Origin of the sequence: Actinomadura viridis (genome assembly GCF_015751755.1) — a bacterium.
GTDB classification, from domain to species: domain Bacteria; phylum Actinomycetota; class Actinomycetes; order Streptosporangiales; family Streptosporangiaceae; genus Spirillospora; species Spirillospora viridis.
In genome coordinates, this window is the sequence record NZ_JADOUA010000001.1 from 4,046,124 (window position 1) to 4,072,429 (window position 26,306).

Below are 26,306 nucleotides of genomic sequence, written 5' to 3' on the forward strand. Positions count from 1 at the left end.
GTCAGCGTCCGTCATGCCGGTGCCCGTCCGCGTCGTGAGCGGCGTACATGGCGCCGTGGGGGACTCCCAGGACGACCATGAGGTTGCGCAGCGCGACCGGGTTCATCCCGTGCGCCAGGAGGCGGCCGGAGTCGCGCCCGGTGACGGCCTCCCGTTCCCCGGTGGTGAGCGGGTAGGCCGACAGCACCGTCCGCGGGTCGGCCTCGAAGCGTCCGAGCAGGCCGGGAACGTGCTCCAGATCCCTGGCCAGGCGGTTCAGACCGACGATGCTCATGGCGTGGCCTCCGTGACCTCGAAGCCGCTGATGCCGATGCCGACCGTCCAGGCGGGCATCGGCCGGTAGGAGTAGAGCCGGGCCGGCCCTCCCGCGGCTCCCGCCGCGACCAGCCACGTACGGATCTCCAGCGCGCCGTTGCCCGCGCGCTCCAGGATCTGCTCGTCGGTCCAGCCGAGGGCCTCCTCGATGCGGCCCCCCTCCAGCAGGCCGAGGAACGCGCGGTCGAAGTCCTCGTTGATCTCGCCGAAGCGGGGCAGGCCGACCCAGTGCGACAGGCCGCCGGTGCCGATCACCCCGATCCGGGCGTCGCCGGGCATGGCGCGGACCGTGGCGGCCAGGGCTCGGCCGAGGCCGAGGCAGCGGCGGAGGGTGGGCAGCGGCGCGGTGTTGCAGTTGACGAAGAGCGGGACGACGCCGGCCGCCGCCGCGGCGGGCAGCTTGGCCAGCGGCACCATGAAGCTGTGGTCCAGCGCCATCGTGTGCGAGCGCGCCACCTCGAACCCGCGGCCGGTCAGCCCGGCGAGCAGGTGGGCGGCGACCTCCGGGCGGCCCGCGACGGTGCCACCGGGGTTGCCGAACTCGGCCCACCCCGTGTGCTCGTCGGCCAGGCCGAGGCAGAAGGCCGGGTAGTTCTCCAGGCCGAACGTCTCGTAGTGGTCGGTGGCGACCAGCACGACGGCGTCCAGATCGGCGGCGGCGATGTCCGCGTCCAGACGCGCCCAGGCGTCATGCAGGACGCCCGAGACGCCGGGGTCGGCGTGGGCGTTCTTGACGATCGCGCCGACGTGCGAGGTGGCGGCGGCCAGTGCGATCCGCCCCATCACCCGTCCCGCCCGTCGAGGAGGCGGATGTCGTCCAGGTGCCCGGCGCCGTGCCGGACGACGTCGGTGGCGTGCAGCCGCCCGCAGGACGGGCAGGCGTAGCGGCGCAGCTCCAGCTCCTCGCCCAGCCGGGTGGCGTGGCCGAGCTCGTGGACGTCCCGGGTGACCAGCAGGGCGGCGCGGCGGCGCCAGGGCTCCGCCGCAGGGGCGAGCACGTGCTCGCAGGCGCAGGCCACCCAGCGCCGCCCGGCGATCTCGACCACGTCCATGCCGTCGCCCATCGGGTGGATCCGGGCGCGCGGGCCGTCCGGGACCTCGGGCGGGCGCAGCTCGGCCGGCCACCCGCGGCGCCCGGCCCGCAGCTCGCGGCGCCGGTCCGCCGTGGCCGCAGCGTCGATCCGCCCGTCCCCGCCGATCACCGCGCCGTAGATCCGGGCCGCCGCGTCCGGGGTGACCGCGCCGAAGTCCAGGTCGGCCTGGACCGCCTCGGCGGGACGGTCCAGCGGGTCGCCCCAGCCGCCCCCGGCCTGGGGGACCGTGGCCAGCACGTCGTCGTCGCCCAGGCGGTAGAGGCCCTGGCGCCCGCGCATGACCGGCCGTTCCCCCGACAGCTCATCGACCGAGGGGATCTCGCCCGCGGCCAGCCGCGCCTTGACGTCGCTGTCGTGCACGACGGTCCGGGTGTTCTGCGCTCCCGGGTGGCCGCCGAAGACGCCCGTGGAGTTGGGCACCTCCCAGCCGTGCGCGGAGTTCAGCGCGGTGACGTCCCGGCCGCCGTGCACCGTGTAGACGGCGCCCATGCTCATCCCGCCGCGGTGACGGCCCGCGCCGCCGGAGTCGGCGACCAGTCCACGCCACAGGTACATCAGCGGCGAGTCCATTTCGACGGCCTCGACGTTGGAGATCCGCTGCCGTTCGATGTTGTGCTGCCCCTGCGTCCAGGCGCCGTCGCGGTGGGCGTAGGCCGCGCCGCCGGTGGCCAGGCAGTCCATGATCACGTAGGTCTGCCGGGCGCCGTTCTCCCCGGCGCCGGTGAGCACGAACTTGTCCGGTCCGCCCGCCGGAACGGCCTGCGCCTCGCCGAGCAGCTCGTCGGAACAGGCCGCGAGCTTGGACAGGCACTCCACGGCGGTCATCTCCACCAGCCAGCCGGCCTCCAGCGCGCCGCCGCTCACCGCCGCGGGCCGCGCCGCGTTGCAGATCAGCCCCTCCGGGCAGTGCACCTCCAGGGGCTGGAACAGCCCCTCGTTCCAGGGAGCGTCGAACGCCAGCGTGGGCAGCAGCGCGGCCGCGATGCCGGCCATCATCCCGGAGTAGGCGCAGTTGATGTAGCCCTTGGCCTGCGGGGAGGAACCCGAGAAGTCGAAGTGCAGGGTGTCGCCGCGCTTGGTGAGCACGAGGTCGATCTCGTAGGTGGCGTTGTCGCGCGCCTGGGCGAGACCGCCGTCGTTGTCCAGGAAGGCGCGGGAGTGCAGGCGGGCGTCGGGGAGCTTGGCCAGCCGGTTGCGCAGCCGCCGCTCCGAGAGTTCGATGAGGTTGCCCATCACCGTGCGGATCGTCCCCGCGCCGTACTTCTCGGCGAGTGCCGTCATCGCGCGGACCGCGGTGTTGTTGGCGCCGATCAGCGCCCGCAGGTCCAGGTTGACGGTGGGCGCCATGCGGGTGTGGGCCAGGATCAGGTTCCACACGTCCGTCCGGACCCGACCGCCGTCGACCAGCTTGGCCGGCGGCATCTGGAGCCCCTCCTGGTAGGAGTCGGTCGCGTCCACGCAGAAGCTGCCCGGTGTCATCCCGCCCACGTCGACCATGTGGCACATGGCGCCGGTCCAGGCCAGCAGCTCGCCCTCGAAGAAGATCGGCGCGATCAGGCCGACGTCCTGGGCGTGCACGGTGCCCTTCCACGGGTCGTTCACGATGAACATGTCGCCGGGGGCGATGCCGGGGTCCTCGGCACAGTCCTCGATGACCGACCGGGTGATGGCGGCCATGGAGGAGGCGTGGGACAGGATCGTGCGGCCCATCGCCGCCACCGACCCGTCCGGGAGGTAGAGGCCGACGTTGTAGTCGCTGGCCTCCACCACGTGGGTGGAGCCCGAGATGGCGGCCAGCGTGGCCCCCTGCTCGTCGGTGATGGCCAGCAGCCGGTGCCGGATGACCTCGAAGGTGATCGGGTCGATGGAACCGGTGGCGGTGCCCGTGCCGGCGGTGCCCGTGGCGGTTCCCGTGGTGGCGGTGGTGGTCACGCCTCCCCCTTGCAGTCGATGACGAGGTTGCTGTGGCGGTCGACGGTGAGCGACTGCGAGGGGCCGATCACCACGGTGGTGCCGGCGAACTCCAGGATCGCCGGGCCCTGGACGCTCGCGCCCGCGCCCAGCCCTTCGCCGCGGTAGACGCGGGTCGGGACGCGGCCGGTCTCGGGGAAGTGGACCGGGCGTTCGCCGATGAGCGCGGCGTCCGCGTCGTCGGCACCGGGGTACCGGCCCTCGCGGACGTCGGTGACGCTGACCCGCCCCTCGACCCGCAGCGTGTGGATCTCCACGCCGGCGGCCATGAGCGCGGTCCCGGCCCCGTAGATCCGCTCGTAGGCGGCCCGGAACTCGGAGACGAGCCCGCGCAGCGTCTCGGTGGTGATCTCCCCGTCGGGCACCGGGAGGGGCAGTTCGTGGGACTGGCGCCGGAACTTCAGATAGGCGATGCGGGCGAGCCGGGCGCGGGGATCGTCGTCGAGGTCCGCGCGGCAGCGGCGGGCGAGGTCGTCGAAGGCGGCGCCGATCCGGGCCGCGTCCAGGTGGGCGGCCGGGTCCGCGGCGCCGGGCGGGGTCCGGTGCACCTCGGTCGTCTGGACGGCCCGGTACCGGTCGGAGGTGACGGTGCCGTAGGCCGAGTGGACGGTCGAGGTCGGCGGCACGACCAGGGTGGAGATGCCCGCCGCCTCGGTGTAGGCGTACGCGTGGGTGGGCCCGGCGCCTCCGTAGGCGTACACCACGAAGTCGCGCGGGTCGTGCCCCTGCTCGACGGTGACCTTGCGCAGCAGGTCGGCCATCTGGTTGTCGGCCACCCGCCGGATTCCCGCGGCGGCCTCCTCCACGGTGAAGCCGAGCGGGCCGGCGACGTGCTCGCGGATGGCCTTCTCCGCCAGGGAACGATCCAACGGCATCCGGCCGCCCAGGAAGCGGGCCGGGTCGATGATGCCGAGCACCACGTCGGCGTCGGTCACCGTCGGCCGGCCGCCGCCACGGCCGTAGCAGGCGGGGCCCGGAACCGAACCGGCGCTCTCGGGACCGACGACGAGCACCCCGGACTCGTCCACCGCCGCGATCGACCCGCCGCCCGCGCCGATCGCGGTGACCTTGATCCGCGGCAGTGCCAGGTGCAGGTCGCCGACCTCGCTGATCCGCTCGACCAGCGGCTCGCCGTTGATGATCAGGCCGACGTCGAAGCTGGTGCCGCCCATGTCGGAGGTGATCACGTTGGGGTGGCCCAGCCGGCTCGCCAGCGCGGTGGAGGCCAGGACACCGCCCGCGGGGCCCGAGGTGAGCATGGACGCCGACCGGCGGGCGGCGTCCCGCGCCCGCATGACCCCGCCGCCCGAGTCCATGATCGAGAAGTCGCCGGTGAAGCCGGTGGACCGCAGCCGTCCCTCCAGGCCGGCCACGTAGTCGCGGATGACCGGGCCCAGGTAGCTGTTGACCACGGTGGTCGCCGACCGCTCGTACTCGCCGATCACCGGTGCCACCTGGTGGGACAGCGTGAGGTAGACCTCGGGCCACTCCTCCTCGACGATGCGGGCGACCGCCGACTCGTGCTCGCCGTTGACGAACGACCACAGGAACGAGACCGCCAGCGCCTGCACGCCCTCGGCGCGCAGCCGCCGCAGCGTGGCCCGGACCCCCTCCGCGTCCAGCGCGACGATCTCGGCGCCCGCGGCGTCGATCCGTTCGGTGATCCCGGCGATCCGGGACCGGGGCACGATCTGGTCGGGGTTGCGGCGGCGGCTGTAGTGCCCGGTGGCCGACCCCATGCCGACCCAGGAGGTCATCGACCGCTGGATGAGCATCGTGTCGGTGAAGCCGCACGTGGTCAGCAGGGCCGTCGGGGCGCCCTTCCGTTCGATCAGCGCGTTGGTGGCGGCCGTCGTCCCGTGCGCGAAGTAGACGATGGCGGCGCAGAACGCCTCCAGGTCCATCTCGTAGGAGGCGGCGGCGAGCCCCAGCGCGTTGAGGACCCCCTCCGAACGGTCGTGCGGAGTCGTCGGCGACTTGAAAAGCCGCGGCGGACGGGCGTCCTGGAGGACGACCAGGTCGGTGAACGTCCCTCCGACATCCGTCCCCACGAAGAACCGCACAGCGGAGCCCGGCTTACCATTCACGCTTCCCTCACAAGGATTGGCACGTAACCGTCGACGGGTTCCCCTTGAAGCCGACGATGTGACATCTGCGTTACGTCTGCAGCAACCTTGGAGGGCTGGGGCAACATGCGCAATGAGCTGGTCCGCATCGCGGAACGGGCCAGCTCAGAGGGCATGGCGAGGGGTCGGAACGGAATGCCGGGGGCGAGAACCCGCGCCGCCGCCGCAGGACGGTGACAGCGTCCCGGCGGCGTCAGGAAGCCCTGTCACCGCGCTTTGGGCGGAGGTTTTCTCCCGCACCCCTGAGGGAAATTCGCCCGGAAACAGGCTGCGCGCATCCGCCGTTCAACGCGCCCCACCGAATTGAATGGGCGGAGGGAGAGGATATGCGGGCGGAATGCGCGCCCAGGTTAATGATCAATGGGAGTGGGCGCGCGTTGACTTGCGGCGAGTCGCTCCCCGCGGGCCGCCCAGGGCGGTGACTCGCCGCAAGCCGACGGGATCGGCGGGACTCAGCGGAGCTGATTGATGCGGAGCAGGTTGCCCGACGGATCGCGGAAGGCGCAGTCGCGGACCCCGTACGGCTGCTCGGTCGGCTCCTGGACGACCTCGGCGCCGGCGGCCTGGACCTGGTCGAAGACGCCGTCCAGGTCGGACGTCGCCAGGATGAGGTGGCCGTAGGTGCCCTTGGCCATCATCTCGGCGATGGTGCGGCGCTCGTCGTCGGTGACGCCGGGATCCATCCCCGGCGGGTACAGCACGATGGACGTGCCGGGCTGGCCGACGGGACCGACCGTGATCCAGCGCGCGCCGCCGTATCCGACGTCGTTGCGGACCTCGAAGCCGAGGATGTCGCGGTAGAAGGCCAGCGAGGCGTCCGGATCGTTGTGCGGCAGGAACGTCGAGTGAATGGAGATGTCCATGCAGGTCACGCTATTGCCGCTTGCCCGCCTGCGCTTCTCGATTCCTGACCGGCCTGGTCACCTGTTTCGCCACGCATGACGGCATGCCCGCCGTCGCGTCCGCCGCGTTCCGCCGGTAGGTGCTGGGCGGCATGCCGACCAGTTCGGTGAAGCGGGTGCTGAAGGTGCCCAGCGACGAGCAGCCGACCGCGAAGCAGACCTCGGTGACGCTGAGGTCACCGCGGCGCAGCAGGGCCATCGCGCGCTCGACGCGCCGCGTCATCAGGTAGCTGTAGGGCGACTCGCCGTAGGCCTCCCGGAACTCGCGGCTGAGGTGGCCCGCCGACATGTGGACGCCACGGGCCAGCGCCTCGACGTTCAGCGGCTGCGCGTACTCCCGGTCGATCCGGTCGCGGACGCGGCGCAACCGGGCGAGGTCGCGCAGGCGCTGCTCGTCGGGTTGTCTGCTGCTCACCTGCGAAATCGTGCCACATCCGGCCGCGGGGGGCGCGGGGCGGGTGGCCGCGCGCCCCGGCCGGGCACCTGCCCTCACCGGCCGGGCCGGGACGGCGCGGACGGGGAAGCGCCGTCCCACTGCGCCGGTGAGGGCCCCGGTCATGCGCCGACGTAGGCCGCGAGATGCTCGCCGGTGAGGGTGGAGCGGGCGGCGACGAGGTCGGCGGGCGTGCCCTCGAAGACGATCCGGCCGCCGTCGTGGCCGGCGCCGGGGCCGAGGTCGATGATCCAGTCGGCGTGCGCCATGACCGCCTGGTGGTGCTCGACGACGATGACCGACTTGCCGGAGTCGACGAGCCGGTCGAGCAGGGCGAGCAGCTGCTCGACGTCGGCGAGGTGGAGGCCGGTGGTCGGCTCGTCGAGGACGTAGACGCCGCCCTTGTCGGCCATGTGGGTGGCCAGCTTGAGCCGCTGCCGCTCGCCGCCCGACAGCGTGGTGAGCGGCTGGCCGAGGCTGAGGTAGCCGAGCCCGACATCGGCGAGCCGGCCGAGGATGCGGTGCGCGGCGGGGGTGCGGGCCTCGCCCGCGCCGAAGAACTCCTCGGCCTCGGTCACCGACATCGCGAGCACCTCGCTGATGTCGCGTCCGCCGAGGTGGTGGTCCAGCACCGACGCCTCGAACCGCTTCCCCTCGCACTCCTCGCAGGTGGTGGCGACACCGGCCATCATCGCCAGGTCGGTGTAGATGACGCCGGCACCGTTGCAACCGGGGCAGGCGCCCTCGGAGTTGGCGCTGAACAGGCCCGGCTTCACACCGTTGGCCTTCGCGAACGCCTTGCGGATCGGGTCGAGCAGGCCGGTGTAGGTCGCCGGGTTGCTCCGCCGCGAGCCGCGGATCGCGCCCTGGTCGATCGTCACCACTCCCGCGCCGGCGGGGAGCGACCCGTGCACGAGCGAGCTCTTGCCGGAGCCGGCGACGCCGGTGACGACGGTCAGCACGCCGAGCGGGATGTCGACGTCGACGTCGCGCAGGTTGTTCGCCGTCGCGCCGCGGATCTCCAGCGTGCCGGAGGGCTTGCGCACCGTCTCCTTGAGGGCGGCCCGGTCGTCGAGATGGCGGCCGGTGATGGTGCCGCTGGCCCGCAGCCCCTCGACGGTGCCCTCGTAGCAGACGGTGCCGCCGGCCGTACCGGCGCCGGGGCCCAGGTCGACGACGTGGTCGGCGATCGCGATCGTCTCCGGCTTGTGCTCCACGACGAGCACCGTGTTGCCCTTGTCGCGCAGCCGCAGCAGCAGGTTGTTCATCCGCTGGATGTCGTGGGGGTGCAGGCCGATGGTGGGCTCGTCGAAGACGTAGGTGGTGTCGGTGAGCGAGGAGCCGAGGTGGCGGATCATCTTGACGCGCTGGGCCTCGCCGCCCGACAGCGTGCCCGCCGGCCGTTCGAGCGAGAGGTAGCCCAGCCCGATCTCCACGAACGATTCGAGGGTCCGTTGCAGCGTCGCGAGCAGCGGCGCCACCGTCGGCTCGTCGAGGCCGCGGACCCAGGCGGCCAGGTCGCTGATCTGCATCGCGCAGGCGTCGGCGATGTTGATCCCGCCGATCCGCGACGACCGGGCCGCCTCGCTGAGCCGGGTGCCGCCGCAGTCGGGGCAGGCGGTGAAGGTGACCGCCCGGTCCACGAAGGCCCGGATATGCGGCTGCATCGCCTCCCGCTCCTTGGACAGGAACGACTTCTTGATCTTGGGGATCAGCCCCTCGTAGGTGAGGTTGACGCCTTCGACCTTCACCTTGGTCGGCTCACGGTGGAGGAAGTCGTGCAGTTCCTTCGCGGAGTAGTCGCGGATCGGCTTGTCCGGGTCGACGAAGCCCGACTCGGCGAAGATCCGCACGGTCCAGAAGTTGTCGGCCTTGTAGCCGGGAACGGTGATCGCGCCCTCGGCGATCGACTTGGAGTCGTCGTAGAGCTGGGTGAGGTCGAGGTCGGAGACGGTGCCCCGGCCTTCGCAGCCCTGGCACATGCCGCCGGTGCGGGTGAAGGACTGCTTCACGGTCTTGCGGTCACCCCGTTCAACGGTGATCGCACCGCTCGCCCGGACCGAGGCGACGTTGAAGGAGAACGCCTGGGGCGAGCCGATGTGCGGCTCGCCCAGCCGGCTGAAGAGGATGCGCAGCATCGCGTTGGCGTCGGTGGCGGTGCCGACGGTGGAGCGGGGGTCGGCGCCCAGCCGCTGCTGGTCGACGATGATCGCGGTCGTCAGCCCGTCGAGCACGTCGACCTCGGGCCGCGCCAGAGTCGGCATGAAGCCCTGCACGAACGTGCTGTACGTCTCGTTGATCATCCGCTGCGACTCCGCGGCGATCGTGCTGAACACCAGGGAGCTCTTCCCCGAGCCGGAGACGCCGGTGAACACCGTCAGCCGGCGCTTCGGGAGTTCGACGCTGATGTCCTTGAGGTTGTTCTCGCGCGCGCCGTGCACGCGGATCAGGTCATGGCTGTCGGCGGCGTGCGGCGCAGGCGACTGCGTTTCCGTGTTCATGGTCGTGCTCATCGTGTCTCCATCTGTCGGGAGGGCCGCCTTGGCGGTCTCCGGCGGTGTCGCCTGGCTCGATCCGGTCCCAGCGGTACGTCCGGTGTTCACGCGTCGGCGCGGCCGCGCCGAAGGCGGGCTACCTGTCTACCTGATCGGCGGAACGGCGGGGTCGCGCCGGTGCGACACCCAGGCCGTCCCAGTCGAAGGACAGAGGCCGGCGGGAGCGGCCGTGGTCCGGCGCGTCCCGCCGTTTCCGATGTTCATGGTGGTTCACGCTATTGCTGGCCGGCCGGGCGGCGCTTCTCGATTCCTGATCGGTCCGGTCACCCGGCCGGAGACGGAGGGTGCGTTCAGCCGCCGGACGGGACGGACAGCGCGTCGAGCCGGCGCCGCTGGTCGTCGCTCAGCCGCAGGTCCGCGGCGGCGACGTTCTCCTCCAGATGCCCGATCCTGGAGGTCCCGGGAATCGGCAGCACGACCGGTGAGCGGTGCAGCAGCCACGCGAGCGCGACCTGCGCGCCGGTGGCGCCCAGTTCGGCGGCCACGGCCGCGATCTCGCCCGCCTCCGACACCGCGGGGTGGACGGGCCGCCAGGGAAGGAAGGCGATCCCCGCCGCGTCACAGGCGTCGAGGACGGCCTCGTGCTCGCGGTCGAGCACGCTGTAGCGGTTCTGCACGCTCGCCACGTCGATGATCCGGCGCGCCTCGGCCAGCTGGGCGGCGGTGACCTCGGACAGCCCGATGTGGCCGATCTTGCCCTGGTCCTGGAGTTCGCGCAGCGTCCCGAGCTGGTCGGCGAGCGGCACCTCCGGATCGACGCGATGGAGCTGGAGCAGGTCGAGCCGTTCGACCCTGAGCCGGCGGAGCCCTTCCTCGACCTGCCGGCGCAGGAAGCCGGGCCGCCCGTTGATCGCCGCCTCGCGCGGAGGCTCCGGTGGTGCCACCCCGACCTTCGTCGCGATGAGCAGATCGTCCGGATAGGGGTACAGGGCCTCGGCGAGGAGCTCCTCGTTGGCGCCCCACCCGTACATGTGCGCGGTGTCGATCAACGTGACGCCCAGCTCGACGGCGCGCCTGGCCACCGCGATGGAGGCGGCCCTGGCCGGTCCGGACTCGGTCGGCAGCCGCATGGCCCCGAACCCGAGCCGCCGTACGGCGAGCTCACCCCCGATGCGGAACGTGTTCGATCCCATGCGCCCCCGATGCCCCTTATCCCTCATCTGCCACGGATTGTCTGTGACGACGATAACAAGCCCGTGGACCCCCGCCCTGTCACATCACCGCGCGCCCAGGTGTCGAGGCAGTAACGAGCAATGACCGGCATCCGCCGCCTGATGAGGAGTACCTGATGTCCACCGCCTACATCGTCGTCACCGTCCTGGGGGCCGCCATGGCCGCCTTCTCGGCCGGTTCCGTCTTCTTCCGCGCCGCGTGGGTCGTGCAGCCCCTGGCCGAGTACGGCGTGCCGCGCTCGTGGTGGCCCTGGCTCGGTACGGCCAAGGCCGCGGGGGCGGCGGGGCTGCTGGCCGGCCTGTTCGTGCCGGTGATCGGTGTCGTGGCGGGCATCGGCCTGGTGCTTTACTTCACCGGTGCCGTCATCACCGTGCTCCGGGCACGTTCGTACTCCCACACCCCGTTCCCGCTGATGTACATGGCGCCCGTGGTCGGTTCGCTGGCGCTGGGATTCGCCGCCTGAGCCGCCCACACCGCGAGAGAGGAACGACACGGTGGACGACGTCGACCGGGTGACCGGACGTTTCGAGGAGCAGCGCGGTCACCTGCGGGCGGTGGCCTACCGGATGCTCGGCTCGGTGAGCGAAGCCGACGACGCCGTGCAGGAGGCGTGGTTGCGGCTCAGCCGCACCGACACCGGCGAGGTCGAGAACCTCGACGCCTGGCTGACCACCGTGGTGGCCCGGATCTGCCTGAACATGCTGCGCTCTCGCCGCTCGCGGCGCGAGGAGCCCGCCGACGTCCACCTCCCCGACCCCATCATCGGCCCCGAGGGCGGGACCGATCCCGAGGAGGAGGCCGTCCTGGCCGACTCCGTGGGCCTGGCCCTGCTGGTCGTGCTCGACACGCTCGCGCCGGCCGAACGGCTCGCGTTCGTGCTGCACGACATGTTCGCCGTGCCCTTCGACGAGATCGGCCCCATGATCGAGCGGTCCCCGGCGGCGGCCAGGCAGCTCGCCAGCCGCGCCCGCCGCCGCGTGCAGGGGCAGGCTCCGGCGCCCGACCCCGATCCCGCCCGGCAGCGCGCCGTCGTCGACGCGTTCCTCGCCGCCGCCCGTGACGGCGACTTCGAGGGTCTGGTCGCCGTGCTCCACCCGGACGTGGTGCTCCGTTCCGACGGCGGCACCGCCCTCGCCCGCCACACGGTCGTGCTCACCGGCGCCCGGAACGTGGCCGCCCAGGCGACCATGTTCGGCGGGCTCTCCCCGTTCGCCCGTCCGGCACTGATCAACGGCGCGGCGGGCGTCGTCGTCACCCCGCACGGGCGGCCGGTGGCGGTGATGGGCTTCACCGTCACCGACGGCCGGGTCGCCGCCATCGACGTGATCGCCGACCCCGACCGCCTCCGCCTGCTCGACCTGACCGTTCTCGACGGGTGACCACGCCGGGCGGACGCGGTCGGCCGGCCGGAGTCAGGGTGTCAGGGTCACCCTGTCGGAGTAGAGCTCGGTGCGGCCGAGACGAGCGGTGATGAAGATCTGGGAGTCCTCCTCGACGGTTGAGGAGGTCGCCTCGAAAGTGACCGAGATCGCGCCCGCGGGAATGGTCACCGAAGCCGGCACCTCCACGATGCCCCAGCTGGGCTGGAGGTGCACGACGGTGTCGACCTCGGACGGGCCCGCCAGCGTGATCGTGCCCTGGAAGGCGGTCCCGCCCTTGACCGACCCGGGCAGGCCGATCGCCGTGATCCGGGGGTGGATCGTGATCGGGAGCGTGGCGGTGGCGCCCGCGGCGGTGGCCTCCAGGACGACCCGGGTCGTCCTGGTGACCTCGGTGGTGCGGAGGCGGAAGGTGCCGGTGGTGGAACCTTCCGATATGTGGTCGGTGACGTTGTCCAGCTCGACGGCGGGGTCGCCGTCGCGGACCCTCATCTGGACCTCGAGCCCGCCGGTGGGCGCCGGGTTGTCCAGGACGACGCTGTAGGACCGGCCGTACTCCTGGCCGTACAGGTCCTCGGGCTCGTTGGCGCGGACGTTCATGCCCTGGGTGCCGTCGAAGGGCGGGAGGAGGACCTTGGACGCGCGCAGCGTCCGGGAGCCCAGCGAGGCCGAAATGGTGACCCGGGTGTCCTCGGTGACCTGGTCGACCCGGTCCGCCTGGGTGACGATGCTGTAGGCGTCCTGCTGGAAGAAGAGCGTCGGGGCCATCGTGACGGCGGGATGGTCGGAGGCCAGCCGCACGGTCAGCCCTCCGGCCGGGGCCGGGCCCGTGAGGGAGACCACCGGGCTCACCGCGTTCGGCGCCGAGGTGGGAGCGAGGCTCAGGCTCTTGAGCCCCGGGTCGACGGTGATGTCATCGCCGAACGTACGGCCCTGGTACCGGGCCTTGACGTTCGCCACGTACCGGGCCCCGTCGACCAGCCTGGCCGTCAGCGGCACGTTCGCGCTGGTCTGCCCGGGCTTGACGGTGACGGTGGCCGGAACCACCAGCTCGGCCCGGTCCGAGCTCAGCCGGAGGGTGACCTCCGACAGGGGAGCGCAGCTCAGGCTGACGTTCCCCGCCGCCTCGTCCCCCGCGTGGATCAGTTCGGGCACCGTCACCCCGGTGAGCGCCGGGCGGCAGGAATCCGCGGCGGCCGGCCCGGCGGGGGCCAGGACCATCGTGGCGGTGAGCGCGGCTGCGACGCCGAGCGCGCCACCGGATCGGACGTGGTCGAAGCGACTGAGAATACGCATGGGTTTCAACGCGGAGCCCCCTGTGTACCGAATGTGTTCGGATGAATGAGGACGGCCCGTTCCCACGGCACGTTGACCCGCCTGAAGATCATGACCGGAACCGGACTGCCGCCGGTAGGCCCGCGAGGAGGATGAGTGCGGGAATCAGCGGTAGCAGTCGGCGGCTACCGGCGGGTTCGCAAGCGTCCTAGCGAGCGCGTCGTCGGGAGGCGGGGTCGGTGTCGGCAGTGACTTGGGCGGAGGTGTGTTCGCCGAGGCGGACGTAGGCGCCGAGGCTGGCCAGGTGCTGGTGGCGGGACTTGGCTTGGAGTTCAGCGGCGGTGCGGCCGGCAGCGGCGAGGTGCTGAAGTGCGGAGTGGCGGAGTTGGTGAAGGGTCCAGCCGCGGTCGTGCGGGTCGAGTGCGCGGGTGGCGGTCTTGAACAGGTATTCGGCGCGTGGGTAGGACAGTCGGCTGCGGCCGGTGGTCGGGCAGATGTCGGCGGCGGCGGGGGCGCGTCGGCCGGTGGTGGGGGCGCAGCGGTCGGCCAGGAACACCGGGCCGGTCGTGCGGCCCTTGAGCAGGCGGGGCAGTAGCCGGGCGGTGCCGGTGGCCCAGTGCACGTACTCGATGGCGCCGCCCTTGGAGGTCACGCGGGCCCGTCGGAACTCGGGGTCGAGGTCCTCGATGTTGAGCGAGAGGATCTCTTCGGCGCGGGCGGCGGTCTCGTACAGCATCCGCCACAGCACGCGCTCGCGCAGCGCGTGCGTGTCGTCGGCCAGTAGCTTGTCCAGCCGGGCGCGGGGGATGGAGCGGTCGCCGCGGCGGGGGGGCTTGCGGCGGGTCAGGCGGCGGGCCGGGTTGGTGGCCAGGAGTTCCTGGCGCTGCGCCCAGGTGGTGAACGAGGTGAGCGCGGACAGGTGTCGGTTCCAGGTGGCGGCCGCCGCGGTGTTCCAGCGGTCCATCACCGCGGCGAAGTCCTCGGGCGTCAGCCCGGCGACGGGGTCGGCGCCGCCGGCGACGTCGATCAGCCGTGCGAGGGTGTCGTCGTAGCTGGCGCGGGTGGTGGCGGTCGGGATGGAGTCCAGGTACCGGTCGACGGCGGCCGCGAGGGTGCAGGCGCCGGACGGGCCCGGCCCGCCGGCGCGGCCGGAGAACGCGACGATGGACACGGCGGGGACCTCCACGGGGCCGATGTGACACATAACGTTGCCGAGTCACCTCTGCCGCGGCCTGCGGCGGGCTGGCCGGACGTGAGCCGACGCAGGTCAGTGTGACAGGTAATGCAAGTTACCTGTCACAGCAAACGCGCCCCGGCCAGGTGTGCGATCAGAAAAGGAATGTCTTTGAAGAGACAGGGCGGCCAGGCGGCGGCCGGATCAGTGATCGTTCGCAGCGGAGGCTGAGCGGCTGTTGGTGCGTGGGGCCCGTCCGGCGGATCATGTGACTACTAGGCTGCGGCGATGCAGTCTGCAGATCGGGACGAGGCGAACGACTACGACAGCATCGCTGAGGCGTACTCGGCGGAGAACGAGACCAGCCTCGTGAACGCGTACTACGAGCGGCCCGCGATGCTGACCCTCGCCGGAGACGTGGCCGGCCGTCGGATCCTGGACGCGGGCTGCGGCTCAGGCCCCCTGTCGGCTGCACTGCGCGACCGCGGTGCCGTCGTCACCGGCATCGACGCCAGCGCCGGGATGCTGGCACTGGCCAGGCGGCGGCTCGGTGACGACGTGGCCCTGCACGAGGTCGACCTGGGCGACCTTCTGCCGTTCGACGAGGGCGCATTCGACGACGTGGTCGCGTCGCTGGTCCTGCACTACCTGGAGGACTGGGGGCCGACGCTGGCCGAGGTGCGGCGGGTCCTGCGGCCCGGCGGCCGGCTGATCGCGTCGGTGAGTCACCCTTTCACGGCCTGGGCGCACCGGGATCCCCGGCCCGACTACCACGTGACCACCAGCTATACCTTCGACTGGGCCCTCAATGGGCAGTTCGTCCCGATGAAGTTGTGGCGCAGGCCGTTGCACGCGATGACCGATGCCTTCACCGCCGCCGGCTTCCGTCTTTCCGTCATCAGTGAGCCGTTGCCCGACCCGGCCGCCCGTGAGCTGTTCCCGGACGGCTTCCAGGAGCTTTCGACCCACCCCAACTTCCTGTTCTTCGTCGTCGAGGTACCGCCGTCGGCTAACGGCTCGGGCAGCCAGGCCCCTCGCGGATCATGAGCGGTGCCAGAGTCGGCGCCTGCCCTTGTACCGTCGTGTCGTATGACCGACTCCGAGATCGAGATCACCGCGGACCTGGTCCATGAGTTGCTGCAGGAGCAGCATCCGGACCTCGCGGGGCTGGCCATGCGGGAAGTAGCGGGTGGGTGGGGCAACCAAATGTGGCGCCTCGGGGACGAGCTGGCTGTGCGCATGCCGCGTTCAGAAGGTGCCCCGAACCTCCTGCGCAAGGAGTGCCGGTGGCTGCCGGTCCTGGCCCCGCGCCTGCCGCTTCCGGTCCCCAACCCCGTACGGATCGGTGAACCGTCTGCGCGTTTCCCGAAGCCCTGGACCATCATGACGTGGGTCCACGGCGAGCCACTCGACCACACCTCCATCAGCCGCGGCGACCACGCGGCCGACACTCTGGCGGGCTTCCTCAAGGCACTCCACGTGGAGGCGCCCGAAGACGCGCCGATCAGCGAGGACCGCGGCGAACACCCCAAGAAGTGCACGGACGGCTTCGACCACTTCTTCCACGCCGTCGTCCCCGACGACCTCGCCGACGGCGTCCGGGCCGTCTGGGACGACGCCGTCGCGGCCCCTGAGTGGGAGGGCCCGCCGGTCTGGGTGCACGGTGACCTGCATCCCGCGAACGTCGTCGTCACGGACGGAACGCTCTCAGGCGTGATCGACTTCGACGCCGTGTTCGCCGGCGACCCGGCGTGGGACCTCGCGGCCGCATGGGTGATCCTTCCCGCCGGCACCGCCGCACGCTTCTTCGACGCATACGCGCGTGCGGACGAGGCGACGATCCGGCGCGCCCGCGGGCTGGCCGCTCTGAAAAGCCTGTTCCTCATGCTGATGGGCCAGAACGGGGACCGGGGCCTTCCTGGCGGCAAGCCGGAATGGGGACCCGCAGGCCGGGCAGCGCTCGACCGCGTTCTGAGACACGCTCTGCTGTAGCCACGCAGTGACGCTGCTACTTGGTGGCCTCAGTCAGCATCGGTCGTCCATCATGCAGACAATCCAGCCACCGTTCTTGGCGAGCTGGACTTCTACCTTGATCGGGGTGCGCAGGGAGAACCGCTCGCTGAGCAGGCCGTCGATGTGCTGCAGGGCTTCTCCGGCGGGGAGCGGGTCCCAGGTCGGGTGGCCGACCGGTGTCGCGTCCTTGGCGGTCAGCCGGATGGCGTAGGCGATCTCTTCGCCGAACTTCCAGACGAGCTCTTGGCGGATGCGGGCGAGCTCGGGGTCGGTGTCTACGGGCCGTGCGGGCTTGCGCCGCCACCACTTCATGGTGTTGATGCTGCCAGCGGGGCGCCGGGCGCGTCCGCTTCTTGGGTGGGGTCGTGGAAGGGGCGCAGGCCGGCGCCCGTTTCGGCGCGGGTGAAGGCGTAGCGGCCCAGGAAGTTGATGTGCTCGTAGGCGATGGGTGAGAGGCGGGCGCACATGTCGTCGGTGGCGGGGAAGCCGTCGGCGCGGATCCGTTTGACGGCGGCGTCCAGGTAGAGGGTGTTCCACCACACCACCGCGTTCAGCGCGAGGCCGAGCGCGCCGAGCTGGTCTTCCATGCCCTCGCGGTAGCGCCGGCGGAGTTGGCCGCGGTTGCCGAAGGCGATGCGGCGGGCGAGGCGGTGGCGGGCCTCCTGGGTGTTGAGCTGGGTGCCGATCATGCGGCGGTAGCCGTCGTCGGAGATGAACTGCAGCAGGTGCAGGGTCTTGAAGATCCGGCCGTAGTGGGCGAACGCGTCGCCCAGGCCGGTGGGGCGGCCGTCGCGCGACAGCATCCGGATCAGATCGAAGGCGCGGACCTGGCCGGTGGTGAGGGAGCCGGCGACGCGCAGCATGTCGGCCCAGTGCGCCCGGATCTTGTCGAGGCGGACGGTGTGGCGGGACATGTGGTCCAGCGGCCCGTAGGTGGTGCGGGTGTTGGTGCGCCACAGGCGGGTGTCGCCCAGGTCGGCGATGCGTGGGGAGAACTGGTAGCCGCAGATCGCGAACAGGCCGAACACGATGTCGGAGTAGGAGGCGGTGTCGGTCACCACGGTCTCGGGTCGGGGGCCGCCGTCGATGGTGTGGATGGCGTCCAGGATGAACAGCGAGTCGCGCAAGGTGCCGGGCACGACCAGGCCGCCGATGCCCATCACCTGGTCGTTGACGACGTTCAGCCAGGTCGCGCCGCGCTGGCGGCCGAAGTAGATCGGGTTGTGGCCGGTGTGCAGGTTGGCGACCGGGACGATGAACCGCAGCCCGTCGGCCGAGGCGATCTGCCCGCCGCCCCAGGTGCGCACGATGTCGAGGTCGGCCTGGGCGGCGATCAGGCGGGCGTTGGCCGCCGAGATCGTCTCGGCGCGCAGGTATCCCTGGTCGACCTGCTGGAGGCGGGCGCGCGTGAGGGCGGGCACGTTGGGCTTCTCGATCGGGACCAGGCCGACGTTGCACGCCTCGGCCACGATCAGCCCGCACAGGCTGACCGCGAAGTCCTCCATCGCGGGGTCGGCTCCGGAGATGTGGGTGAAGTCGGCCGCCAGGCCGGTGCGGTCGAACACCTCCAGCAGCAGCTCGGGGAAGTCCACCCGCGGCAGCATCTGACCGATCAGGGCGCGGAACTCGGTCATCAGCGGCGGCTCGTCGCGCGGCCCGAGCTTCTCGATCTGCAGGCGGCCGCCGACGAACTGCACCGCGGTGTTGGCGCCGAGCCCGTCCAGCACCCGGGTGTAGGCGCCTTCCAGCGCGCTGGCGAGCTCGGCCAGATGCCCGGCCGGCTCGTCCTCCAGCTCCAACGCCGCCAGCACCCGCGGCCGCGCCGCCTCCCAGCCCGCGCCCTCCAGCAGGCGGGCCCGCGGGTCGCTCCACCGGTCGGCGCCGGCGGCGAACACATCCCGGCGCCGCAACGCGGCGTGCAGGTGCATCAGCGCGCACAGCGTGAACGCGGCCTTGCCGACCTGCCCTGCGGGGCAGGTCGGGGTTGGCGAACACCAGCGGCCGCCAAGACCCGGTCACCAGGTCCTCGTGCGCGGCGACGTCGGCGCGGTCGTAGCGGCGGCGGGCCTTGGCCATCGCGGCGGCCGCGGCCACCATCGCCAGCACCGGCTGCCCGGCCTCCACCGCCCGGAACTCGATCGTCTCCAACAGCAGCTCGATGAACTGCTGCACCGTCCGGTACCGCTTGACCAGCTCAGCCCGCCACGCCGCAGCCGCGTCATCATCGGTGGCGGGCACGAACGCCGTGATCACCTCGACCGCCGCCGACAGCTTCTCGCGCGGCACCACCCGCTCGATCTCGTTCCACACCTCCGCCAGCGACACCAGCCGGTCCGCGGTCGCCTGCGGCGCGCTCATCAAGATCTCCATCGCCGAGGCCACATGCCGCGCCGCCGACCGCAGCTTGGGCAAGGACCGCAATTGCTCGGCTTTCCCGGCCCGTTCCGCCTTGGCCAGCAGGTTCGAGGTGATCAGCAGGTCCAGCACGTCCAGCGCGTCGTCGATTGAGGCGGTCTCCAGGTGCCGGACCGTGGCCAGCAGCGTCGCGGTCTGCCGCCGCTCCTCCAGATCCCGCAGCGTGGGGGCCTTGGACGCCATCCCGTACCGGGCCAGCGACGCCAGCTTCACCGCCGGCACCGGCTCCACCTGCACCCGCCCGGCCCCGATCCCGGCGATCTCAGCGACCCGGTCCAACTCCGCATCAGCACCCGGCCCGACGCCTTCACCGGCGAGGTCCGCAGCCGCTCCAGCTCCGACACCACGCCGCCCGTACAGCCGAGCGTTCTCGGCCCGGCGCACCTCGCCCACCAGCCGCGTCAGCACCGTGATGCCCGGCAGCAGCACCCGCTCCTTCACCAGGTGCACCACCGCCCGGTCGAACAGCGCCCGCGGGCCCTCGGTCGTCGACCACACCCGCGCCGCCACAAAGCGACGCAGCTCGGTCTCCCCGTCGGCGAAGTCGCGGTAGCCCAGCAGCTCGCGGATCTCCCACGCGTGCTCGTACACCGTCTGCGCACGCCGCCCGTACTCGGCGAACTCGGCCGGATCGACGCCGAGCTGCTCAGCGACGAACCCCACCACCCCGCCCGGAACCGCCGTGGGCTTCTCGGTCAGGAACACCCCCAGCATCCGCACCGTGCCCCACTGCACCGCCCAGCCCAGCCTCGTCGACGGCCGCCGCCGCTTGTCCACCTGCTCCAGCGCGACCCGGTCCAACCGGAAGAACTGCTCCAGCTCGGCCACCGACGGCTCCTGCGGGAACCGGCCATAGCGGGTGACCTGTGCATCAGAGAGAAATTCGAAGGGCATGGCCCCGGAACGTACGGGCCCTCACCAGGGCAGACCCGGCCCGTCACCGAACCGAAACGAAGATCAGCTTCCTACCGCTAAACCTGCACCCAGCCTCCTCGCGGGCCGGTACCCGAGGCCGCCTGCCAGGCGAGCGGCGGCCATGGCCCACTCAGCTCGTTCCAGGTCGCCGGGAGGGGCCCCGGAGCGGAGCAGCCGGGCATCGCCGATCCGGAGGATGCAGGTCGAGCCTTGATAGGCAAGTGCAGACTTGCCTATAGTGGGGGTGTGGCCGACGAATTATTCAAAGCCCTGGCCGACCCCACCCGCCGGAAGATCCTCGACGAACTCGCCGAGTCTCCCGGGCAGACCCTGTTCGAGATCTGCTCGCGGCTGACCATGAAGCACCGGCTCGGCATGTCACGTCAGGCGGTCTCCCAGCACCTCGCCGTGCTGGAGGCCGCCGGGCTGGTCGAGAGCCGGCGGGAGGGCCGCTACAAGTTCCACGATCTGAACACCGAACCCCTTGAGCACATCGTGAACCGGTGGCTCAGACCCGATGAACCGGAGGGCACCCCTTGAAGATCCATCTGTCCAGCGTCTTCGTCGACGACCAGGACAAGGCCCTGCGCTTCTACACGGATGTGCTGGGATTCGTGAAGAAGACGGAGGTTCCGCTGGGCGAGGACCGGTGGCTGACCGTGGTCTCACCTGAGAACCCCGACGGGACCGAACTGCTGCTGGAGCCCGCCGGCCACCCCGCGGTCAGGCCGTTCAGGGAGGCGCTGGCCAAGGACGGCATCCCGGCCACCGCCTTCGCCGTTGACGACGTGCACGCGGAGTTCGACAGGCTGCGCGGGCTCGGAGTGCGGTTCACCCAGGAGCCGCTGGAGATGGGCCCGGTCACCACCGCGGTGCTGGACGACACCTGCGGCAACCTGATCCAGATCGTGCACCATTCATAGGACGACCACCGGCCGCGCAGGCGAGGCCCCGGACCGTACGCGGCCGGGGCCTCGTCGCGTAACGCCTTGAACATCCACACCGGCTTCGCCATCATCATCATCGTCATCATCATGCTTCCGTGAGGAAGGGCCGCAGTCGTTCATGGCCAAGGCCAGCCGGAAACCGGCGCCGCCGAGAGAGGCCGTCGCCGGGCGCCGTCGGCGTCCCAGGGGCTGAGCCGCCGTGGCCGAGTGGCGGATCTCCGGGTTCGACGAGGTTCGGGAACTGGGTGCCGGGGCGCAGGGACGCGTGGTGCTGGCCCGGCACGCCGAGTCGGGGTCTCCGGTGGCGATCAAGTACGTGCGCCGGCGGCCGGGCGACGAGGCGGCCATCGAACGGCTGCGCGCCGAGGCGGTGATGCTCGGCCGGATCACCGACCCGCACGTGGCCCGGCTCTACCGGTTCGTCAGCGGCGAGCACGGCGCGGCCATCGTGATGGAGGCCGTGAACGGGGTCTCGCTCAAGGCGCTCCTGGCCGAGCACGGCAGGCTCGCACCCGAAGCCGCCCTGATCGTGCTGAAGGGCTCCCTCAAGGGCCTGGCGGCGGCGCACACGCTCGGCGTCGTCCATCGTGACTACAAGCCCGCCAACGTGGTCGTGCAAGGCGACGGCCTCAGCAAGCTCGTCGACTTCGGCGTGGCCACGGTGGCGGGAGACGGGACCAGGACGGGCACGCCCGCCTACATGTCGCCCGAGCAGTGGGAGGGGCGGCCCGCCTCGCCCTCCACCGACGTGTACGCGGCCACCTGCGTGTTCTTCGAGTGCGTCACGGGGCACCGGCCGCACCGGGCGACCGACATGCCGGGCATGAGACGGCAGCACCTCACCGAGCCCGTGCCGGTCGACGAATTACCCGAACCACTGCGGCCCCTGGTCACAGCGGGCATGGCGAAGGACCCGCAGAGCCGCCCGCCATCCGCCGACGCGTTCCTCACGGCGTTGGAGGCGGTCGCGTCCGAGGCGTACGGGGCCGACTGGGAGCATCGCGGCATCCGGAGGCTGGCGGCGGGCACGGCGGCGCTGGCCGCCCTGTTCCCCCTCGGCGGCCTCCTCGCCCAAGGGCTCGTGGGCGGAGGGGCCGCCACGGCCCAGGCCGGGCTGCTGGCCACCACCGGAGCCAAGGTCACCGCCGCGTTCCTGGGCACCACGCTGGCTGCCGGAGCCGGGACCGCCGGGACCATCGCGTTCCAGCGAGCCGGGGACGAACCGGGCCCCACACCCACCACCAGCGCGGCGGCCGTCGTGGTCCCGGTACGGTCCTGCGGTTTCAACGAGCAGAGGTCGTCCCCGACCCGGCATCGGCTGCCGTCCGAGGTCCGCCTTCCGGCGAGCGCGGCCGTTTACCAGGTGCCGTTCCGTGGTGTCCGGTTCATCGGGCCCTCCGCCGGGTCCTGCACCGGCTCCGGCGGAAGCGGGATCGGCACCGCGCGCGTCAACGGCGTGGAGATCCTGCTCTACGTGGACGGTTACGAATGCGGCTTCTTCCCCGACAGCGAGGAGGCGGCCGAGGTCAGGCGCACCATGCCCCAGAACTGCGGTAGCGCCCAGAGGGTCTCCGGCCGAGAGGACGTACCGACCGGTGTGCCAGAACACCAGGCGTACCTGGTGACAGGCAACCCGATCACGCGCGCCCGTGGCGGAGTGTCGCTGGTCATGCGCACGCCCTGGCGTTCGGGCATGTCGGATCCCGGGCTGCTCATCAGCTGCTCCCTGCCCCGCAGCGGCGCGGACACCTGCACGGCCGCGCTGACCCACCGGCTGGACGAGATCATGCGTCCCCGCGGGGTCTCCCAGGCCGCCCTCGACCGGGCGGCCCGGCAGATAGCCCGCTACGTCGACGCCCACCTGCGCTGACGGCCCGTACCCGTACCAGCGTCGAGCAGCGAACGCCCCCGGCGCCGTCCAGCGCCTCTCGAAGTGGCCTCAGCCACCGCGCGAGCGCGGTGGGCCGGGACTTTGAAACAGAGGCTAAGGGCGGCGGCCGCGTTGGCGGACGGTCTCGTACAGCGCGACCGTTGCGGCACTGGCGGCGTTGAGCGAGCTGGCCGCACCGCCGATCGGGATCCGCGCCATCGTGTCGCAGCCCTCCCGCCAGCCGGCGCTCAGCCCGGCGGTCTCGTTGCCGATCACCAGCAGCACGGGGCCGGTCAGATCGACGTCGGCGATGTCGGCGGTGCCGTTCTCGTCGGTGCCGATCACGGTGAGCGGCCGCCCGGCGGCCCGCTCCCGCCGCACCCAGTCGAGTACCTCGCGGTGGGAGCGGACGCGGACCACCGGCACCGCCAGCAGCGACCCGGTGGAGGCGCGCACCGCCTTGGGATCGTAGGGGTCGGCGGCGTGCCCGGTGACGATCAGCCCGGCACCGCCGAACGCGTCCAGCGAACGCACCAGCGTGCCGATGTTGCCGGGCACGGCCGGCCGGTCGAACACCACGCCCACGAACGACGGCTCCACCACGATCCGCGCCAGGTCGTCGTCCGGCAGCGCCACCACCGCCACCAGTTCGGGAACCTGCTCCTTGCCGCTCAGCTCCTGCAGCAGTGCCGGCGCCATCGCCACCCGCTCGGCCCCGGCCCGCTCCAGCATCCCGGCCGCCCACCGCGACAACGGCCGCTCGGCATCGTAGATCAGCGCCCGCACCGGCCAGCCGCGCTCCACCGCCAGGCTGATCGGCCGGACGCCCTGTACCAGGAACTCCCCCGCCCGCTGCCGCTTGTTCCGGTTCCGCAGCAGCGCCTCCCACTGCTGGAACCGCGCATTGGGCCGCGAAATCCGCAGCACATCCCCCACCGACCGCTCCAGTCCTCGCTTCTCACCCGGCGAACGGCCCAGTTTCCCACATAAAGATCTCGGGACAGGGCCCCTGCTGTGCCCTCCTGGGGGCAGACCGAGTAGGGAGGGAAGAGCAACGACTTTCCGGGTGGAGTTCGGTTAGAGGGTGACGCCCCCGGTCTGAGTGCTGGGACCACCGGTCCGCCGGACCTCTGGCTGAGCTTAGGTCAGAGGCGTGTGGACGACGCCGACGCGACCTGAACTCCGGCGCCGATGGTGCCTCAGCCCTGGCCTTCCCGCTTCACCCCTCGAACGTCGCAGCTGGACCTTGGCGCGCCTGCCGCCGCAAGGGGCGGTCCTTGCCGAACGGGCCATCGGGGCCGAAGACCAGTTGGGCGAAGCGTTCGCCCATGCGGTGGTGCGCGGCGGCGTCCGGGTGGAGCTGGTCGGGCAGCGGCAGCTCGGCGAAGTCCGCCTCACCGTAGAGGGCACGGCCGTCGAGGTAGTACAGCTCGGGGTCGTCGGCCGCCCGCTGCTTCACGATCCGGGCCAGTTCGGTACGGATGACGTTCAGCGTGAGCTTTCCGGCAGGGCGCTTGGCCGCGTTTCCCGCGGCGTGGAACCGCAGCCTCCCGTTGCCGAGATCGCTGAAGTCCGGGACGGTGGGGCCGGGAGTGTCCTCGTGAACGGGGCACAGAATGGGCGAGACCACCAGCAGCGGCGTGGTGGGGTGGCCCTCGCGGACGGTGTCCAGGAAGCCGTGCACCGCCGGGGTGAACGCGCGCAGGCGCATCAGGTCGGCGTTGACCAGGTTGATGCCGATCTTCATGCTGATCAGGTCCGCGCGGGTGTCCCGCAGGGCGCGGGCGGTGAACGGGTCGAGCAGCGCGCCCCCGCCGAGGCCCAGGTTGATCAGTTCCGCGCCGCCGAGGGAGGCGGCCAGCGCCGGCCAGGTCGTGCTGGGGCTCTCGGCGTCGGAGCCCTGGCTGATCGAACTGCCGTGGTGCAGCCACACCGGGCGGCGTCCGGGCGGTACGGGTTCGACGGGGGCGTCGGTGCGCAGGGCGACCAGCCGGGTGATCTCGTTGTGCGGCAGCCAGATCTCGACCTCCTTCGCACGGCCGGGCAGACCGGTGAACCGTACGGTGGCGCCCGGCCCGGGCCGGGTCTCGGTGGAGCCCGTGGCCAGGTCGACGTTCAGGACATTGCCGCCCTGCGCGCCGGCCCGGCCGGCGAGGCGGCCGTCGACGAGCAGGTCATAGACGCCGTCCGGACGGGGAGGGGCGCCCTGGTAGACCGTCTTGGTGGGCAACGTGTCCAGCTCGACGGCGGTCGCCCGCGTACGGAACACCAGCCGCACGCCGGAGGGCTGGGCTTCGGCCATGGCCAGCTGACCGTCGGCGTACTGGGCGCGTGCCCGCGCGGGCAACCGGTGCGGCAGCAGACCCTGCGCGGTGTGCTCCAGGTCGAGCGCACCGTGCAGGAACTCCGCGGTGATGGGGGTGGTGAGGGACGTGGTGGGAGGGCCGGGTGAGGAAGCGTGCTGATCATTCATGAGCCTGTGGGTCCTTCCGGGGCCAGTTCCTGAGGACGCTGTCGAGGGCGTCCAGCGTTCTGAGCCAGGAGGCTTCCGTCGCGCGCGGGGTGTGCTCGAACGAGCCCGCGGTCTCCAGGCTCACGAAGCCGTGGAACACGCTGCCCAGCATCCGTACCGCATCGGTCTGGTCGGGCTCCGTCAGCGCGTAGCCGCGCAGGATCGCCCGTGTCATCTCCGAGTGCCGACCCGCCGCGCTCCTGGCCGCCGTCTCGGGGTCCAGTCTCAGCCGCATCGCGTCGTACCTGCCCGGATGCCGTTTGGCGTAGTCGCGGTAGGCGCCCGCGAAGGCCACCAGCGCGTCCTTGCCCGCGCGACCGGCCAGAGCGTCCGCGACCAGGTCGGCGAGCTCGGCGAAGGCCGCCAGCGCCACCCGTGTCTTCAGGTCGCGGGCGCCGGCGATGTGCGAGTACATGCTGGCCTCCTTGACACCGAACCGGCGCGCCAGCGCCGCGACGGTCACGTTGTCGAAGCCGACCTCGTCGGCGAGCTCCGACGCCGCCCGGGTCAGGCGTTCAGCGGTCAACCCCGCGCGTGCCATGGGCACCCTCCCAGCAGCCTAAGTGACTAAAACATTTGCCTAAGCATATTAGGAAAGCTAGCCTCCCCGCTCATGAGGCCCGTCACCGAACGCGAGATCCGTGCATCCTTCGTCAACTGCTCGAAAGGCGAGGCCAAGCGCCTGGGCCTGCCCAAGGACTTCACCGACCTGCCCTGGGACGATCTCGACTTCCTGGGCTGGCGCGACCCCGGCGCGCCCGAACGCGCCTACCTGATCGCCGAATGTGACGGCGGCCTTCTCGGGGTCGCGCTGCGGACGGGCCGCGGGGCGTCGCGCGGTTTCACCGCGCGGAGCATGTGCTCGTTGTGCCTGACCACGCGCACCAGTGGGGGAGTGGCGCTGATGACGGCTCGCCGGTCCGGTGAGGCCGGTCGCCAGGGCAACTCGGTCGGGCAGTACCTGTGCGACGACCTCGCCTGCTCGCTGTACCTGCGCGACAAGAAGCAGTCCGTCGCGGGCGGGGGTCTGGACGAGTCCCTCACGGTGGAGGAGAAGATCGCGCGCCTGTGGGCCAACCTGCACACCTTCCTGGGCAAGGTGACGCGGTGATCCCCTCCACCGCGCGGCAACGCCTGACCGGCGGCGGGTGACCCGGCCCGGCCCGCACCGCCCGATCCGGCCCGCACCGCCCGATCCGGCCCGCACCGATCGACGGGTCTCTGGACGGGGCGGCGA

At 71.7% G+C, this 26,306-nt stretch carries 23 protein-coding genes and 2 pseudogenes; 9 read left to right on the forward strand and 16 right to left on the reverse strand.

Annotated elements, in window-relative coordinates; genetic code table 11:
- Position 1: 1 nt before the first annotated feature.
- The 8 genes from IW256_RS18320 to IW256_RS18355 form a co-directional block, all read right to left on the reverse strand.
- Positions 2-274 carry a hypothetical protein gene (locus IW256_RS18320; RefSeq protein ID WP_197012153.1) on the reverse strand — a complete coding sequence of 91 codons (273 nt, stop codon included), beginning with the start codon at positions 272-274 and terminating at the stop codon, positions 2-4.
- Positions 271-1,098 (reverse strand): DODA-type extradiol aromatic ring-opening family dioxygenase, encoded by an 828-nt coding sequence (locus tag IW256_RS18325; protein ID WP_197012154.1) that lies wholly within the window; start codon positions 1,096-1,098, stop codon positions 271-273. Before IW256_RS18325 ends, IW256_RS18320 begins: the two co-directional genes overlap by 4 nt.
- Positions 1,098-3,341: a hydantoinase B/oxoprolinase family protein gene (locus IW256_RS18330; RefSeq protein ID WP_197012155.1), complete on the reverse strand. Its 2,244-nt coding sequence runs from the start codon at positions 3,339-3,341 to the stop codon at positions 1,098-1,100. The genes IW256_RS18325 and IW256_RS18330 overlap by 1 nt, the downstream gene beginning before the upstream one ends.
- Positions 3,338-5,431, reverse strand: a complete 2,094-nt coding sequence (locus IW256_RS18335) for a hydantoinase/oxoprolinase family protein (RefSeq protein WP_197012156.1) — start codon at positions 5,429-5,431, stop codon at positions 3,338-3,340. Before IW256_RS18335 ends, IW256_RS18330 begins: the two co-directional genes overlap by 4 nt.
- 527 nt (positions 5,432-5,958) lie before the next feature.
- Entirely contained in the window at positions 5,959-6,369 is a 411-nt protein-coding gene (locus IW256_RS18340; protein ID WP_197012157.1) for a VOC family protein, read from the reverse strand.
- Between the two features lie 10 nt (positions 6,370-6,379).
- Positions 6,380-6,823: a helix-turn-helix transcriptional regulator gene (locus IW256_RS18345; RefSeq protein ID WP_197012158.1), complete on the reverse strand. Its 444-nt coding sequence runs from the start codon at positions 6,821-6,823 to the stop codon at positions 6,380-6,382.
- A 140-nt stretch (positions 6,824-6,963) separates the two neighbouring features.
- Entirely contained in the window at positions 6,964-9,354 is a 2,391-nt protein-coding gene (locus tag IW256_RS18350) for an ATP-binding cassette domain-containing protein (protein WP_197012159.1), read from the reverse strand.
- 332 nt (positions 9,355-9,686) lie between these two features.
- On the reverse strand, positions 9,687-10,529 hold the full coding sequence (locus IW256_RS18355) for an aldo/keto reductase (protein ID WP_231403833.1): 843 nt from the start codon (positions 10,527-10,529) through the stop codon (positions 9,687-9,689).
- Between the two features lie 155 nt (positions 10,530-10,684).
- On the opposite strand from IW256_RS18355, the gene IW256_RS18360 reads away from it, so the two are divergent.
- Both IW256_RS18360 and sigJ read left to right on the forward strand, forming a co-directional pair.
- On the forward strand, positions 10,685-11,032 hold the full coding sequence (locus tag IW256_RS18360; RefSeq protein WP_197012161.1) for a DoxX family protein: 348 nt from the start codon (positions 10,685-10,687) through the stop codon (positions 11,030-11,032).
- Between the two features lie 31 nt (positions 11,033-11,063).
- The gene (sigJ, locus tag IW256_RS18365) at positions 11,064-11,948 is read left to right on the forward strand and encodes an RNA polymerase sigma factor SigJ (RefSeq protein ID WP_197012162.1); all 885 of its coding nucleotides are present in this window, start codon (positions 11,064-11,066) and stop codon (positions 11,946-11,948) included.
- Positions 11,949-11,981: 33 nt separating this feature from the next.
- Here sigJ and IW256_RS18370 read toward each other — a convergent pair whose 3' ends face one another.
- Complete coding sequence (locus IW256_RS18370) at positions 11,982-13,244, reverse strand: hypothetical protein (protein ID WP_197012163.1); 1,263 nt, start codon at positions 13,242-13,244, stop codon at positions 11,982-11,984.
- A gap of 187 nt (positions 13,245-13,431) precedes the next feature.
- Complete coding sequence (locus tag IW256_RS41190; protein WP_307828937.1) at positions 13,432-14,409, reverse strand: tyrosine-type recombinase/integrase; 978 nt, start codon at positions 14,407-14,409, stop codon at positions 13,432-13,434.
- Between the two features lie 276 nt (positions 14,410-14,685).
- On the opposite strand from IW256_RS41190, the gene IW256_RS18380 reads away from it, so the two are divergent.
- The gene (locus tag IW256_RS18380) at positions 14,686-15,444 is read left to right on the forward strand and encodes a class I SAM-dependent methyltransferase (RefSeq protein WP_197012165.1); all 759 of its coding nucleotides are present in this window, start codon (positions 14,686-14,688) and stop codon (positions 15,442-15,444) included.
- Positions 15,445-15,486: 42 nt separating this feature from the next.
- Positions 15,487-16,389, forward strand: coding sequence for an aminoglycoside phosphotransferase family protein (locus IW256_RS18385; RefSeq protein WP_197012166.1), 903 nt, complete (start codon positions 15,487-15,489; stop codon positions 16,387-16,389).
- A 33-nt stretch (positions 16,390-16,422) separates the two neighbouring features.
- Here IW256_RS18385 and IW256_RS18390 read toward each other — a convergent pair whose 3' ends face one another.
- Together IW256_RS18390 and IW256_RS18395 are read right to left on the reverse strand one after the other, a co-directional pair.
- Positions 16,423-16,722 carry a hypothetical protein gene (locus IW256_RS18390; protein ID WP_197016848.1) on the reverse strand — a complete coding sequence of 100 codons (300 nt, stop codon included), beginning with the start codon at positions 16,720-16,722 and terminating at the stop codon, positions 16,423-16,425.
- Positions 16,719-18,365: pseudogene (locus IW256_RS18395) on the reverse strand (Tn3 family transposase); the annotation flags it as partial. The pseudogene IW256_RS18395 and the gene IW256_RS18390, both read right to left, overlap by 4 nt.
- A 113-nt stretch (positions 18,366-18,478) precedes the next feature.
- On the opposite strand from IW256_RS18395, the gene IW256_RS41195 reads away from it, so the two are divergent.
- Positions 18,479-19,378: a hypothetical protein gene (locus IW256_RS41195; protein WP_231403834.1), complete on the forward strand. Its 900-nt coding sequence runs from the start codon at positions 18,479-18,481 to the stop codon at positions 19,376-19,378.
- On the opposite strand, the pseudogene IW256_RS43105 reads toward IW256_RS41195, so the two are convergent.
- A pseudogene (locus tag IW256_RS43105) lies at positions 19,267-19,719 on the reverse strand (DUF4158 domain-containing protein); the annotation flags it as partial. The gene IW256_RS41195 and the pseudogene IW256_RS43105 overlap by 112 nt on opposite strands.
- 267 nt (positions 19,720-19,986) lie before the next feature.
- Between IW256_RS43105 and IW256_RS18410 the strand changes: the two are divergent.
- From IW256_RS18410 to IW256_RS18420, 3 genes are all read left to right on the forward strand, one after another.
- Complete coding sequence (locus tag IW256_RS18410; RefSeq protein WP_197012169.1) at positions 19,987-20,280, forward strand: ArsR/SmtB family transcription factor; 294 nt, start codon at positions 19,987-19,989, stop codon at positions 20,278-20,280.
- Positions 20,277-20,663, forward strand: coding sequence for a VOC family protein (locus IW256_RS18415; protein WP_197012170.1), 387 nt, complete (start codon positions 20,277-20,279; stop codon positions 20,661-20,663). Before IW256_RS18410 ends, IW256_RS18415 begins: the two co-directional genes overlap by 4 nt.
- Positions 20,664-20,886: 223 nt before the next feature.
- Positions 20,887-22,557 carry a serine/threonine-protein kinase gene (locus IW256_RS18420; protein ID WP_197012171.1) on the forward strand — a complete coding sequence of 557 codons (1,671 nt, stop codon included), beginning with the start codon at positions 20,887-20,889 and terminating at the stop codon, positions 22,555-22,557.
- Between the two features lie 114 nt (positions 22,558-22,671).
- On the opposite strand, the gene IW256_RS18425 is transcribed toward IW256_RS18420, so the two are convergent.
- The 3 genes from IW256_RS18425 to IW256_RS18435 all read right to left on the reverse strand — a co-directional run bounded on the left by IW256_RS18425 (position 22,672) and on the right by IW256_RS18435 (position 25,610).
- Positions 22,672-23,484 carry a TrmH family RNA methyltransferase gene (locus IW256_RS18425; RefSeq protein ID WP_307828938.1) on the reverse strand — a complete coding sequence of 271 codons (813 nt, stop codon included), beginning with the start codon at positions 23,482-23,484 and terminating at the stop codon, positions 22,672-22,674.
- Between the two features lie 292 nt (positions 23,485-23,776).
- Positions 23,777-25,030 (reverse strand): SGNH/GDSL hydrolase family protein, encoded by a 1,254-nt coding sequence (locus tag IW256_RS18430; protein ID WP_197012172.1) that lies wholly within the window; start codon positions 25,028-25,030, stop codon positions 23,777-23,779.
- Positions 25,023-25,610: a TetR/AcrR family transcriptional regulator gene (locus IW256_RS18435; protein WP_197012173.1), complete on the reverse strand. Its 588-nt coding sequence runs from the start codon at positions 25,608-25,610 to the stop codon at positions 25,023-25,025. The genes IW256_RS18430 and IW256_RS18435 overlap by 8 nt, the downstream gene beginning before the upstream one ends.
- A 72-nt stretch (positions 25,611-25,682) precedes the next feature.
- On the opposite strand from IW256_RS18435, the gene IW256_RS18440 reads away from it, so the two are divergent.
- Complete coding sequence (locus IW256_RS18440) at positions 25,683-26,180, forward strand: FBP domain-containing protein (protein WP_197012174.1); 498 nt, start codon at positions 25,683-25,685, stop codon at positions 26,178-26,180.
- The last annotated feature ends 126 nt before the right edge of the window (positions 26,181-26,306 follow it).